8 protein-coding genes are annotated in these 13,932 nt (G+C 70.3%); all 8 read right to left on the bottom strand.

Annotated features, from left to right (window positions below):
- Position 1: 1 nt before the first annotated feature.
- The 8 genes from ACIBBB_RS02220 to ACIBBB_RS02185 all read right to left on the bottom strand — a co-directional run bounded on the left by ACIBBB_RS02220 (position 2) and on the right by ACIBBB_RS02185 (position 13,930).
- Positions 2–850, bottom strand: a complete 849-nt coding sequence (locus tag ACIBBB_RS02220) for a TatD family hydrolase (protein WP_398977801.1) — start codon at positions 848–850, stop codon at positions 2–4.
- A complete protein-coding gene (locus tag ACIBBB_RS02215; RefSeq protein ID WP_398977799.1) occupies positions 850–1,446 on the bottom strand; it encodes an EboA domain-containing protein in 597 nt (198 codons plus the stop codon). The genes ACIBBB_RS02220 and ACIBBB_RS02215 overlap by 1 nt, the downstream gene beginning before the upstream one ends.
- Positions 1,443–2,288 (bottom strand): sugar phosphate isomerase/epimerase family protein, encoded by an 846-nt coding sequence (locus ACIBBB_RS02210; protein ID WP_398977797.1) that lies wholly within the window; start codon positions 2,286–2,288, stop codon positions 1,443–1,445. Before ACIBBB_RS02210 ends, ACIBBB_RS02215 begins: the two co-directional genes overlap by 4 nt.
- Positions 2,285–3,691, bottom strand: a complete 1,407-nt coding sequence (locus ACIBBB_RS02205) for a UbiA family prenyltransferase (RefSeq protein WP_398977794.1) — start codon at positions 3,689–3,691, stop codon at positions 2,285–2,287. Before ACIBBB_RS02205 ends, ACIBBB_RS02210 begins: the two co-directional genes overlap by 4 nt.
- Positions 3,688–4,815 (bottom strand): inositol-3-phosphate synthase, encoded by a 1,128-nt coding sequence (locus ACIBBB_RS02200; RefSeq protein WP_398977792.1) that lies wholly within the window; start codon positions 4,813–4,815, stop codon positions 3,688–3,690. The genes ACIBBB_RS02205 and ACIBBB_RS02200 overlap by 4 nt, the downstream gene beginning before the upstream one ends.
- Positions 4,816–4,941: 126 nt before the next feature.
- Positions 4,942–8,574, bottom strand: coding sequence for a ThuA domain-containing protein (locus ACIBBB_RS02195; RefSeq protein ID WP_398977790.1), 3,633 nt, complete (start codon positions 8,572–8,574; stop codon positions 4,942–4,944).
- Positions 8,575–8,889: 315 nt separating this feature from the next.
- Entirely contained in the window at positions 8,890–12,591 is a 3,702-nt protein-coding gene (locus tag ACIBBB_RS02190; RefSeq protein ID WP_398977788.1) for a ThuA domain-containing protein, read from the bottom strand.
- A gap of 334 nt (positions 12,592–12,925) precedes the next feature.
- Positions 12,926–13,930: a sugar phosphate isomerase/epimerase family protein gene (locus ACIBBB_RS02185; protein ID WP_398977786.1), complete on the bottom strand. Its 1,005-nt coding sequence runs from the start codon at positions 13,928–13,930 to the stop codon at positions 12,926–12,928.
- Positions 13,931–13,932 lie beyond the last annotated feature (2 nt).

Below are 13,932 nucleotides of genomic sequence, written 5' to 3'. Positions count from 1 at the left end.
CTCACTCACCGCCGCGGAGGATGGAGTTCCCCTCGTGGAGGGCTTCCGGCGCGGGGACGTCGAGCTGGAGTCTGCCGCTGAGGCCGTAGAACGCGACGGGGTTGCGCCACAGCACCTTGTCGACGTCGTCCTCGGAGAAGCCGGCGGCGAGCATCGCGTCGCCGACCTTCCGGGTCTTGAGCGGGTCGCTCTTGCCCCAGTCCGCGGCGGAGTTGACGAGGACCCGGTCGGTGCCGTGGGAGCGCAGGACGGAGACCATCCGGCCCTCGTCCATCTTGGTGTCGGGGTAGATGGAGAAGCCGAGCCAACTGCCGCTGTCCGCCGCGTCCTTGACGGTCGTCTCGTTGAGGTGGTCGAGCAGGACGTGCTCGGGGTCGAGATTGGACTCGGCGACGACGTCGATGGTGCGGCGCAGACCGGCGAGCTTGTCGCGGTGCGGGGTGTGGACCATCGCGGGCAGCGCGTACTCGGCGGCGAGCTGGAGCTGGGTGGCGAGCGCCACGTCCTCGGCGGGGGTCATCGAGTCGTAGCCGATCTCGCCGACGGCGACGACGCCGTCCTTGACGAGATAGCGCGGCAGCTCCTCCAGGACGGGTGTGCAGCGCGGGTCGTTCGCCTCTTTGGGGTTGAGGGCGAGCGTGCAGTGGTGCGCGATGCCGTACTGCGCGGCGCGGAAGGGCTCCCAGCCGAGCAGCGCGTCGAAGTAGTCGAAGAAGCTCGCGGGCGAGGTACGGGGCTGGCCGAGCCAGAAGGACGGCTCGACGAGCGCACGGACTCCGGAGGCGTACATGGCCTGGTAGTCGTCCGTGGTGCGGGAGGTCATGTGGATGTGGGGGTCGAAGATGCGCATCAGGACTCCTCGCCGGTCATGATCAGTACGCGGTGCAGGTCGGCGGGTACCGACCGGCCCGCCGCGGTGCGCTCGGACGCGTAGTCGGCGAGCATCCGGGCGAGTTCGGCGTCGCCGTGGGCGCGGCGTTCCGCGTCGGCGACCGCGGCGACGGGCACGCCGGTGAAGAGGCACTTCAGCACGGCGTGCCGCCAGGCGTGCGGGTCGAGATGGCCGGCGGCGTACGGGCCGACGGCCGCCTCGACGAGCCTGGTGTCGTTGGTGCGCAGGGCGTCCTCGACGAGCGGCAGGGCCTCGGGTCCTGGCACGAGGTCGGGCAGGGCGAGGAGTACGGCGCGGCGCTCGGCGGCGGCGCCCTGCTGGTAGAGCCGGGTCAGGGTGCCGACGTCGGCGGCGGCGCGCCGGAGCAGGAGTGTCCGGACGGCGTCGGCGTTCTCCTGGCCGCAGTGGCGGCCGGCGGCGGCGAAGCGCAGCTGCCAGCGGGGAACGGCAACGTTGTCGGGCTTCTCGGCCGCTTCCGCGGCTTCGGCGAGTGCCTGGTCCAGCCAGGCGACGGCGGCGCTGTCGAGGCGCCCGTCGATGGACTCGCGGTTCATGCCGATGCTCCCTTCGAGCGCAGGAAATCCAGGGAGGTGCGGGCCATTTCGGGGCCGGCGTGCGAGTGGCGGGGCAACTCCACGACGGTCAGGCCCTGGTAGCCGGTGGCGTCGAGGGCGGCCAGCACGGGCGGGAAGTCGATCTCGCCGTCCCCGAACGGCAGATGTTCGTGCACACCGCGCCGCATGTCCTCGATCTGTACGTGCCGGAGCCAGGGACCGGCGTCTCGGACGCAGTCGGCGGGCGACGCGGGCTCCAGGCACTGGCAGTGGCCGATGTCGAGCGTCAGACCGAGGGGTTCGGGGTCGCCGAGGAGCGTTCTGAGGCGGTGGAAGCCGGCGATGTCGGCGAGGAGATGGCCGGGTTCGGGCTCGATGGCGACGGGGACGCCGGCGGCCTGTGCGGCGTCGACGACCGGGGTGATCGACTCCTCCAGCCGCTTCCAGGCGGTGTCCGGGTCGGTGCCCGCGGGTGTGATGCCGCTGAAGCAGTGCACGGCGTGCGCGCCGAGGTCGGCGGCGACCTGGACGGCGGTGACGAGCAGATCGGTGCGGGCGGCGCGCGCGTCGGGGTCGGCGTCGAGGAGGGTGGGCCCGTGCTTACGGCGCGGGTCGAGCACGTAGCGGGCACCGGTCTCGACGGTGACGTCGAGACCGAGCTCGCTCAGCCGGGCGGCCACCTTGGCGGTACGGGCGGCGAGTTCGGGGGCGAGCGGATCCAGATGCATATGGTCGAGGGTCAGTCCGACCCCGTCGTACCCGAGGTCGGCGAGCAGCCCGAGCGCGTCGTCCAGACGCAGATCGGTGAGCCCGTTGGTGCCGTATCCGTAGCGGATGGTCATGTCACACTCACCTTTTTCCCGAACTTCCTCGCCAGCGGCACGAGTGCCATGACGGCGAGCCCGACCACCGGCGACCCGCCGCGTGCCGCGAGCGCGGCCTGGAACGGGATCATGGCCCGGATCCCGCCACCGACGGCGCGCTGGGTGAGCTGCGGGGACGGATTGAGCGCGGCGTGCAGGAAGGGCCGCCCGGCGGTCAGGGCGTAGGCGACGGCGAGCCCGCCGCTGACGAGCGCGCCGACGCCCTGATCCCGGGACCGCCCGACGACCCCGCCGAGCACCCCGGTGACGACGAACGCGGCCAGCGGCGCCCCGACGGACCCGCCGTACACCTCACCGCGCGAGACGCCGGTGACGGCGACGGTGTGCGCACCGAGGAGGGCGGCGGGGAGAAGGGCACCCCGTGGCACGGCGTACAGCGGCGCGCCCCCGCGCCACCCGGGCGGGGCCGCGGGCCGCCCCGTCGAACCGCCCGGCGTGATCCAGCCGTTTCCGGCCGCGGGGCGGCGCGGGGCGGCGGAGTTGTCGGCCCAGGCCGCCAGCCGGGCGAGCGGCCCCTGCGGCGCGGGCGGCGTACGGGACGTGGAGACGGCGGAGCCGCCCGCCCACGCCGAGGGAAGCGGTGACGCGGAGCGGGCCGTCGGGAGCGCCGCCCAGCCGTGACCGGGCGCCGGTGCGGCGCTCCTGGAGGCCAGAGGCTCCGCGGGGCCGCCCGCCTGGATCGTCGTACGCCCGTGCCGGGCCGGTCCGCCCGGCGGCGCCGGGAAGCGGGCCGTCGACGCGCCGGGCTCCAGCGCGGGGCGGGGAGCCGACCCGGCGAGCTTGCTCGCGATGGCCCCCACCGGCGGAGTCGTACGGCCCTGACCGTCCGGGCCGCCCGCCCAGGCCGACAGACGCGCCAGTACGCCCCGCCGAGCGGGCGGTGAGGGCCGGTGCGTCGGGGTTCGGCGAGACGCCGAGGCCGTCGCCGTCGCGCCCAGCAGGACGTCCAGCGCGCGCGCCGCGCCCATCGCCGCCGGGCCCGCCGCCGTGTGTTTGAGGCGGAGGTCGTACGCCCACACCGTGGCCGCCAGCGCCGTCGTCAGGGCGAGGGCCGGGCGGCCGGCGCGGGAGGCCAGGAGGAGGCCCGTGGCCGTCAGGCCGCCCGCCGCCGCCAGTGCCGCGTTCGGGGTGATCCGGCCCGAGGGGATCGGGCGGTGCGGGCGTTCCACGGCGTCCTCGTCGCGGTCGGCCCAGTCGTTGAGCGCCATCCCCGCCTCGTACATGCACAGGGAGGCGCCGACGGCCAGCGCGGTGCCGCGGTTGGGCCGTACGCCCGCGGACGCCGCGCCGGCCAGGGCGTCGCCCGGGACCGTGAAGAGCGCGGACACCCGCAGGAGTTCGGCCCAGGCGCGCAGTGTCACTTGCTCTCCTTCAGGCGCTCGGCGAAGGAGAGGAGCGCGTCGAACTGTTCGGCCAGCGCGGCGGGCCCGCCGTCCGGGTCCTTGAAGTAGAAGCCCAGCTCCGGCAGCGGCCCGCTCAGTCCGGCCTCGTGGGCGCGGGAGACCAGCCGGGCCAGGTCCAGTACGAGCGGCGCGGCGAGCGCCGAGTCGCAGCCCTGCCAGATGGTCTGGAGGATCATGCGGGAGCCGAGGAACCCGTCGAAGGCGATGTGGTCCCAGGCGGTCTTCCACTCGCCGAGCGCGGGCACGTCGTCGATGTGCACCTCGCCCTCGGGCGCCGTCCCGAGCGTGTCGGCGAGGACCCGCTCCTTGCCCGCGTTCTTGGCGGCGGCGGCCGCCGGGTCGGCCAGCGCCGCTCCGTCCCCGCCGCCCAGCAGGTTGGTGCCCGACCAGGCCCTGACGTCGAGGGCACGCTGGACGAACATCGGGGCGAGCACGGAACGGAGCAGCGTCTGGCCTGTCTTGCCGTCACGGCCCGCGTGGGGAAGTCCGCTGGCCTCGACGGCGTCCGTGAGGGCCGCGGTGCGCAGCCCGGTCGACGGGGTGAAGTTCACATAGGAGCAGCCGGCCTTGATGGCGGCGGCCGCGTAGAGGGAGCTGGCCGGCAGCCGCGGGTCGTCCGCGGCGGGCTCGGGCTCGGTGGAGGAGACGTTGACGACGACGGCGCGCGCGACGCCGGTGCGCCGGACGAAGGAGGTGATGTCGTCGGCGAACGCGGCGATCAGTTCGTCGTCGTCACGGGTGTCGCCGGGCATCGGCCCGCCGATGCGGATCTCCGCGTCGGCCGCTTCGAGTTCGGCGGCGATCGTGTTGGGCAGACCGTGCGGCAGGACTCCCGCCGCGGTGAGCGCCTCGGCCCGTTTGGGCAGGGGGCAGCTCGCGGTGTCGTGTCCGCCGAAGACCAGCGACGACAGGGCGGGGAGGCCCGACTCCGCGAAGGGCGGCGTCTCGGCGACCATGCCGGTCGCGGGGTGGAGCCCGGCGGTGACCGCCGCGCATCCCGCGACGGCTGTCGTCGCGACGGAGCCGCGTGCTCCGACGAACCAGACTCCGGTACGTCCTGCAGTCGAATCGTTGGTGGTCACGGGCTGCCTCCCTGCCGGGTGGGTGGGTTGGTGGACGGCGGGCGGGGGGTACGGCGCCTCCCCGCCCGCCGCCGGCTGGCGGCGGCCTCCTGGACTGGGCCAGGAGGCCGGTCGGTCCTCCTGGTGCTAGGAGGCCAGTTCCTTCAGTTGGATGTTGCGGAACGCGACCTGGTCGCCGGCACCGTGGTTCTGGATGCCGAAGTAGCCGTCCTTCAGGCTGCGTGCCGGGTCCTTGTTGGTGAAGTCGTTGATCTTGACTCCGTTGAGGATGACCTGTACCCGCTCACCCTGGACCTTGATCTCGTAGCTGTTCCACTGGCCCGGAGGCCGCAGAACCTGGTCCCTGGCCTTGATGTTGGCCGACTTGAAGGTGTAGATCGCACCGGTGGTGCGGTCCACCGCGTCCGTGGCGTCGATCTGGATCTCGTAGCCGTTGTTGACGGCCGACCAGGGGTCGTCGGACTCCGGGAAGCCGATGAAGACACCGGAGTTGTCGTCCCCGTCCATCTTCCAGTCCATCTTCAGCGAGTACGCGCCGAGCTGCTTGGGCTGGTACCAGAGCATGCCCATGCCGCCCTCGGTGTGCAGCTCGCCGCCACCGATGTTGAACTTGCCCGGACCGGCCTGCTTCCAGCCTTCCAGGGTCTTGCCGTTGAAGATGGTGCGGTAGTCGGTGTTCGGCTTGCAGTCGGCCTTCACCTGGCCGGCCGCGTAGCGCAGACCGCCCAGCAGGTGCTCACGGAAGGCCGGTTCGGTGTACGACTCCTTGGTGTGGCCGCCTCCGGTGTAGAAGGACCGGCCGCCCTCGAAGGTCTGGCACCAGGCGATCGGGTGGTCGCCCTTCATGGTGCCGCCCTGGTAGGTGGTCTCGTCGAGGGTGGCGAGGACACGTACGTCCGAGCGCGGGTTGTCGCGGTAGTTGTACCACTCGTCCGTGCGCTGCCACTCGTCGTCCAGATGACCGGTGGCCGGGTGGTCGTGGTCCTCGACCCGGACGGTGGCCTGCTGGATCTGCGGGTGACCGGAGAAGTAGGCGCCGACCAGCTTGCCGTAGTAGGCCCAGTCGTACTCGGTGTCCGACGCGGCGTGGACGCCCATGTAGGCACCGCCGGTGGAGATGTAGTACTCGAAGGCCTTCTGCTGCTCGGGGTTGAGGACGTCACCGGTGGTGGAGAGGAAGACCACCGCGTCGTACCGGGCGAGGTTGTTGGTGGTGAACTGCGCCCCGGTCTCTGTGGAGTCGACCGTGATGTTGCTGGTCTTGCCCAGCTCCTTCAGGGCCGCTGTGCCGGCCGCGATGGAGTCGTGACGGAACCCGGCGGTCTTGGAGAAGACGAGGACCCGCTTCTCGGTGCGGCCGGCCGCCTGGTCGCTGATCTCGAAGTCGTCGAGGTCGTAGAGCGCGCCCTCACCGCCCTTGAAGACGAGGAACAGCTCGGTGGTGGCCTTCGGCACCGCGCGCAGCGGTACGTCGATGTCCTGGAAGGTGTCCCAGCTGCCGGTCACCGGGATCGGCGCGGAGCCGAGGAGCTTGCCGGTGGCGGAGCCCGTACGCACTTCGAGGAATCCGCCCGCGCCGCCGGAGGAGACCCGGGCGGTGAGGGTCTTGGACCCGGTCAGGTTGTACGGCTTGAAGGAGATCCAGTCGTCGTTGCTGATGTCACCGACGGTCTTGCCGCCGTTGGCCGACGCCTTGTCGTAGGTCTGGATGCCCGACGAGCCGGTGAAGTGCTCGGCCTGCCGGTGGCGGGGCTGGAGCTGCACCTGGTCGTGCGTGGTGAGCGCGGCCTGGCCGCCGCCTCCGCCGTCGGTGTACTCGGCGTCGATGACACCGAAGATGTCGGCGTTGGGGTCGTGCTCGCCGTCCGCCGGGGCGGTGATGGTGCCTTCGCAGCCCTTGGCCGAGGTGATCGGGTGGCCGTGGCTGTCGTGGCCGAGGATGTAGTTGACGGTGATCTTGTCACAGTCGATCGGGCCGTCCTCCGGGTCGGTGACGGTGACCTTGAAGGGCAGCTTGTCGCCGAACTTGAAGAGGGCGCCGTCGGCGGGCACGGTGAGCGTCACCTTGGGCGCGGTGTTGCCGACGACCACGCGGACGGACGCGCTGCCGGTGTGACCCTTGGGGTCGGTGGCGGTCAGCGTCGCGGTGTAGGTGCCGTTCTTCTTGTACACATGGCTGGGGTTGGCCTCGGTGGACTTGCCGCCGTCGCCGAAGTCCCAGGCGTACGTGAGCTCGTCACCGTCCGGGTCCACGGTGCCCGCGGAGGAGAAGTTCGCCCGCAGGGGCGCCACTCCCGACGTCTTGTTGGCGGTAGCGGCGGCGACCGGTGCCCGGCCGTCGGCGATGTTCTCGATGCGGTAGACCGCCGAGTTCTCGTCACCGCCGAACCAGGCGCGGCCGTAGTCCAGGACGTAGAGCGCGCCGTCTGGGCCGAACTCCATGTCCATGACCTGGGTGCCGGTCCACGGGAAGTCGTGGATGGCGGTGACCGTGCCGTCCGCTTCCTTCTCGATGCGCTTGATCCACTCACGGCCGAACTCGCCGGCGAAGAAGTCGCCGTCGTACTCCTCGGGGAACTTCGCCGGGGAGTCGAGCTCCGGGTCGAAGTTGTAGACCGGGCCGCCCATCGGGGACTCGGAGCCGTCGCCCAGCTCGGGGACGCTGTTGCCGTTGTAGGGGATCCACGCGGCCTGGGCCGGCGGCAGGTCGGTGAGACCCGTGTTGTGCGGCGAGTCGTTCTTCGGGGCCGCGCAGTCGAAGGCCGGGCCGGAGGTGCCGGTCGCGAAGTCGAAGTCGCGGTAGGCGTCGTTGTCGCCGGTACAGAAGGGCCAGCCGAAGTTGCCGGCCTCGGTCATACGGGCGAACTCGACCTGGCCGGCCGGGCCGCGGGCCTCTGACGCGGCGCCGGCGTCGGGTCCGTACTCACCGACGTAGACGATGCCGGTCTTCTGGTCGACGTTGATACGGAAGGGGTTGCGGAAACCCATCCCGTAGATCTCGGGGCGGGTCTTCGCGGTTCCGGGGGCGAAGAGGTTGCCCTCGGGGACGGTGTACGAACCGTCCTCGGCGACCTTGATCCGCAGGACCTTGCCGCGCAGGTCGTTGGTGTTGCCCGAGGAACGCCGGGCGTCGAACGCCGGGTTGCGGTTGGAGCGTTCGTCGATCGGCGTGTAGCCGTCGGAAGCGAAGGGGTTGGTGTCGTCACCCGTCGAGAGGTAGAGGTTGCCGTCCGCGTCGAAGGCGATGTCACCGCCGACGTGGCAGCAGAGACCGCGGTCGGTCTCGATGTCGAGGACCTTCTTCTCGCTGGCCTTGTCGAGGGTTCCGTCCTCGTTCAGCGTGAAGCGGGAGAGCCGGTTGTACCCGTCGAAGGGGGCGAAGTCGGCAGCCGTGCCCGTCTCGGGTGCGTCACCGGCGGGGGTGTCGAGCACCGGGGAGTAGTAGAGGTAGATCGCGCGGTTCTCCGCGAAGTCGGGGTCGATCCCGACGCCTTGGAGACCTTCCTCGTCGTGCGTGTATACGTCGAGCTTGCCCGCGACCTTGGTGTCGCCGGCGGCGTCGGTGATCCGCAGCGTTCCGTCGCGCGAGGTGTGCAGGACGCGGCGGTCCGGCAGGACGGCGAGCGACATGGGCTCGCCCACCTCGTCGACACCCTTGGCGAGGGCGACCTGCTGGAAGGTGTCCGCCGGGTGCGGGTCGTCCGGGTGTGCGGCGGCGGGTACGGCGGAGACAAGGCCGGCGATCAGTGCGCCGGCCATGAGTGCGAGGAGGGATCTGGATCTATGACGTCTTCTGGGCACGAAAGTCCTCCAGGGGTGGGGCTGTTCGTACGTGCGGGTGTCGGGGGACGCCGAAGCGCCGGTCCCGACGGGTGGGGATACGTCCTGTGACGGCAACGTGTCCCCTACATCTCGCTGGACGTTAGCCCGGTTGGTCCGCGCCGGAAAGACCTTGCGCAGCAATTGGGTTCAACTTTTTCCCAGTTGAGGACAAAGGCAGAAATGGCAGACCGGACGGCCCGGCGATGGCTTCTGACCACCGCCGGGCACGTCCCTGTCACCACACCGTGCCGCTTACACAGGCCCCTCCTTGAGCTGGATGTTCGAGAAGGAGACCTGGTCGTCGGCGCCGTGGTTCTGCAGGCCGATGTAACCGTCCTTCAGGCTCCGGGCCGGGTCGGTGTTGGTGAAGTCGTTGATCGCGACTCCGTTGAGGAACACCTGGAGGCGCTCCCCGTCGACCCTGAGCTCGTAGCTGTTCCACTCACCCGGCGGCTTGAGCTCCTTGTCCCTCGCCTCGATGTCGGCGGCCTGGAATCCGTACACCGATCCCGTGGTGCGGTCGTCGGCGTCCGTGGCGTCGATCTGGACCTCGTAACCGTTGTTCACGGCCGAGTTGACGTCGTCGGAGGCCGGGAAGCCCACGAAGACACCGGAGTTGTCGTCGCCGTCCATCTTCCAGTCGAGCTTGAGCGAGTACGAGGACAGTTCCTTCGCCTCGTACCAGAGCAGGCCCATGCCGCCCTCGGAGCGCAGTTCACCGTCGACGACCGCGAACCGACCGGGCCCGGCCTGCTTCCAGCCGTCCAGCGTCTCGCCGTCGAAGATGGGCGTGTACCCGGGGTCGGGGTCGGTGCCGGCCGGTGTGCAGTCCGCCTCGACCTGTCCGGTGGCGTACTTCAGGCCGCCGAGCAGATGGTCACGGAAGGCCGGTTCGGCGTACGACTCCTTGGTGTGGCCGCCTCCGGTGTAGAAGGACCGGCCGCCCTCGTACGTCTGGCACCAGGCGATGGGGTGGTCGCCGCCCATGTTCCCGCCCTCGTAGCTCGACTCGTCCAGCGAGGCGAGTACCCGGGCCTGTTCACGGGGGTTGGTGCGGTAGTTGTACCACTCGTCCGTACGGTCCCAGGTGTCCTCCAGATGGGCCGTGGCAGGGTGCTCGTGGTCCTCGACCTTCACGGTGGCGGGCTGGATCGCCGGGTGGGAGTCGAAGTAGGCCCCCACCAGGCCCCCGTAGAATTCCCAGTCGTACTCGGTGTCGGCGGCGGCGTGGACGCCCATGTAGGCGCCACCTCCGGCCACGTACTCCTCGAACGCCGTCTGCTGCTCGGCGCTCAGTACGTCACCGGTGGTGGACAGGAACGCCACCGCGTCGTAGTCGGCCAGGTTCTCGGCCGTGAACGCGCCCGCGTCCTCCGTGGACTCGACCGTGATGTCGGTGGACTCCCCCAGCTCCTTCAGGGCCGCTGTACCGGCCTCGATGGAGTCGTGGCGGAAGCCCGCGGTCTTGGAGAAGACCAGGACACGCTCGCCCGCCTCGGCGGGTGCCTCCCCGGTGATCTCGAAGTCGTCCACGTCGAAGAGGTCGCCCTCGCCGCCCTTGAAGGTCAGGACGAGATCGGTCGTCCCGGCCGGGGCGCCGGTGAGCGGTACCTCGACGTCCTCGAACGTGGTCCATCCGCCGGTGACGGGCACCTCGGCCGTGCCGAGGACGTCCCCGTCGGCCGCGCCCGCCCGCACCTCCAGGGTGCCGCCGGCGCCGCCGGAGGAGACCCGGGCGGTGAGCTTGGAGGCGCCCGCCAGGTGGTACGGCTCGAAGGAGATCCAGTCGCCGTTCGAGATGCCGCCGACGGTCTTGCCGCCGTTGGCGCCCTCACGGTCGGTGACGGTGGTGCCGGACGAGTCGTTGGCGTGCTCCGCCTGACGGTGCCTCGGCTGGATCTCGGACTGGCCGTGACCGGTGAGCGCGGCCTGGCCGCCGCCCCCGCCGTCGGTGTACTCGGCGTCGATCACTCCGAAGATGTTCGCGTTGGGATCGTGTTCGGCGTCGGCGGGCGCCGTGATGGTGCCCTCGCAGCCGGTCTTCGAGGTGATCGGGTGACCGTGGCTGTCATGACCGAGGATGTAGCGGACTGTGACCCTGGAGCAGTCGATGTCCTCCCCGTCCTCAGGGTCGGTCACGGTGACCTTGAACGGCAGCTCGTCACCGAAGTTGAAGAGCGTGCCCGCCGCGGGCAGGTCCAGCTTCACCACGGGTGCGGTGTTGCCGACGACGACCTGGACGGAGGCGGTGCCGGTGAGCCCGCCCGGGTCCTTCGCGGTGACGGTCGCCGAGTAGGTGCCGTTCTCCTCGAAGGTGTGGGTCGGGTTCGGGTCGGTGGAGGTTCCGCCGTCGCCGAAGTCCCAGGCGTACGTCAGCTCGTCACCGTCCGCGTCCTCGGTGCCCTCCGACGAGAAGGCCACCTCCAGCGGTCCGGTGCCCGACGTCTTGTCCGCGGCGGCTACGGCGACCGGTGCGTAGCCCTCGGTGGCGTTCTCGATGCGGTAGAGCGCCGAGTTCTCGTCGCCGCCGAAGTAGCCGGTGCCGTAGTCCAGGACGTAGAGCGCGCCGTCTGGGCCGAACTCCTGGTCCATGACCTGGGTGCCGGCCCAGGGGAAGTCGTTGATCGAGTTGACGGTGCCGTCGGCGCCCTGGTCGATGCGCTTGATCCACTTGCGGCCGAACTCGCCGGCGAAGAAGTTCCCGTCGTACTCCTCGGGGAACTTGACCTGCGAGTCGAGGTCCGCGTCGTAGTTGTAGACGGGACCGCCCATCGGGGACTCGGAGCCGTCGCCGAACTCCGGAACGCTGTTCCCGTTGTACGGGATCCAGGCGGCCTGGGACGGCGGCAGTTCGGACAGCCCCGTGTTGTGCGGCGAGTCGTTCTTCGGCGCCGCGCAGTCGAAGGCCGCACCGGAGGTGTTGGTGGCGAAGTCGAAGTCCTTGAAGGGCTCGTTGTCGCCGGTGCAGTACGGCCAGCCGAAGTTGCCCGCCTCGGTGACACGGGCGAACTCGACCTGACCGGCCGGACCGCGGTCCGGGTCGGCCGCGCCCGCGTCGGGACCGTAGTCACCGACGTAGACGACGCCCGTCTCCTTGTCGACGGAGATCCGGAACGGGTTGCGGAAACCCATGGCGTAGATCTCGGGCTTCGTCTTCTCCGTGCCGGGGGCGAAGAGATTGCCCTCGGGGACGGTGTACGAACCGTCCTCGGCGACCTTGATACGGAGCACCTTGCCACGCAGGTCGTTGGAGTTGCCGGCCGAACGGCGGGCGTCGAACGCCGGGTTGCGGTTCGGGCGGTCGTCGATCGGGCTGTAGCCGTCGGAGGCGAACGGGTTGGTGTCGTCGCCGGTCGACAGATACAGGTTGCCCTCCGCGTCGAAGGCGATGTCACCGCCGACATGACAGCAGGTGCCACGCGAGGCGGGAACGTCGAGGACCTTCTTCTCGCTCGCCTTGTCGAGGGTTCCGTCCTCGTTCAGCGTGAAGCGCGAGAGCCTGTTGACCCCGTCGAAGGGGGCGAAGTCGGCTGCGGAGCCCGTCTCGGGCGCGTCGCCCGCGGGGGTGTCGAGTGTGGGCGCGTAGTAGAGGTAGATCGCCCGGTTCTGGGCGAAGCCGGGGTCGACCCCGACTCCTTGCAGACCTTCCTCGTCATGGCTGTAGACGTCGAGGGTGCCGGACACCTTGGTGGTGCCCCCCTCGTCGGTGATACGGAGTGTGCCGTCGCGCGAGGTGTGCAATACCTGACGGTCCGGCAGGACCGCGAGGGTCATGGGCTCGCCTGCTTCTTCGGCACCCTTGGCCAGGGTCACCTGCTGAAACGTGGGGGCGGCGGCCTGTCTTCCAGGGTCGGCGGCGGTGGCCGGAACGGCGCTGAGGGTCGACCCCGCGAGCAGGGCGCCGGTCAGCGTTACGAGAAATGTCCGGCCTCTGGGACGTCGTTGACTGTGCACGAGAGTCCTCCGGAAATGCCTGTGGTACGTGCGGGTCTCCGAGGAGAAAAGGAGCGATTCGCTCGCCTCGGGGTGGGGGGATGGGGGGAGTGCTCGTCCAAGCACCCGTGGTCCCGCATCTGTTGCTCTCGGTCCGCTGTCTCGCCGGAGCGCGCCGTCGCACCGGAGATCAACATGTCCTGTACATCTCAGTGACCGTAACCCTGTTCGTCCGAGACGGAAAGCCCTTGCGCAGCGGTGAAGTTCAACTTTTTCCCGCCTCAGGACAAAGAGCGTTCCGGGCATGCCGGACGGCCCGGCGGGGAACTCATCCCCGCCGGGCCGTGCTGACAAGCTACTCGCCGCCGCCGAAGGCCGCGTCGAAGGACGCGGTCGGCCGGTCGAAGTCGAACCGCTTCAGATCGGCGAGCGCCTCGGGGGCGCCGGCGAGCCGGTCCATACCGGCGTCCTCCCACTCCACCGAGATCGGACCCTCGTAGTTGATCGCCCCCAGCATGCGGAAGACGTCCTCCCACGGCACATCGCCATGCCCGGCCGAGACGAAGTCCCAGCCGCGCCGCGGGTCGCCCCAGGGCAGGTGCGAACCGAGCCTGCCGTTGCGGCCGTCGAGACGCTTGCGCGCCTCCTTGCAGTCGACGTGGTAGATCCGGTCCCGGAAGTCGTACAGGAATCCGGTCGGGTCCAGGTCCTGCCAGACGAAGTGGCTCGGGTCGAAGTTCAGCCCGAACGCGGGCCGGTGGTCGACCGCTTCGAGCGCGCGGTGCGTCGTCCAGTAGTCGTAGGCGATCTCGCCCGGGTGGACCTCGTGGGCGAAGCGCACTCCCTCGGTGTCGAAGACGTCGAGGATCGGGTTCCACCGCTCCGCGAAGTCGTCGTAGCCCCGCTCGATCATGGCGGGCGGCACGGGCGGGAACATCGCCAGCAGATGCCAGATCGACGAACCGGTGAAGCCGATGACCGTGTTGACACCGAAGGCCGCGGCGGCGCGCGCGGTGTCCTTGATCTCGGCGGCGGCCCGCTGACGTACGCCCTCGGCCTCCCCGTCGCCCCAGATACGGGAGGGCAGGATGCCCTGGTGGCGCTCGTCGATGATGCTGTCGCAGACCGCCTGGCCCACCAGGTGGTTGGAGATCGCCCAGCACTTGAGGCCGTACTTGTCGAGCAGCTGGTGGCGGCTCTCCAGATAGCCCGGGTCGGTGAGCGCCTTGTCGACCTCGAAGTGGTCGCCCCAGCAGGCCAGTTCCAGTCCGTCGTAACCGAAGTCACGGGCGAGCCGGCAGACCTCTTCCAGTGGCAGATCGGCCCACTGGCCGGTGAACAGCGTGAACGGGCGTGACATAC

This window comes from Streptomyces sp. NPDC051217 (genome assembly GCF_044455465.1).
Classification (GTDB): domain Bacteria; phylum Actinomycetota; class Actinomycetes; order Streptomycetales; family Streptomycetaceae; genus Streptomyces.
This window is presented reverse-complemented; position numbering and strand designations above follow the sequence as displayed.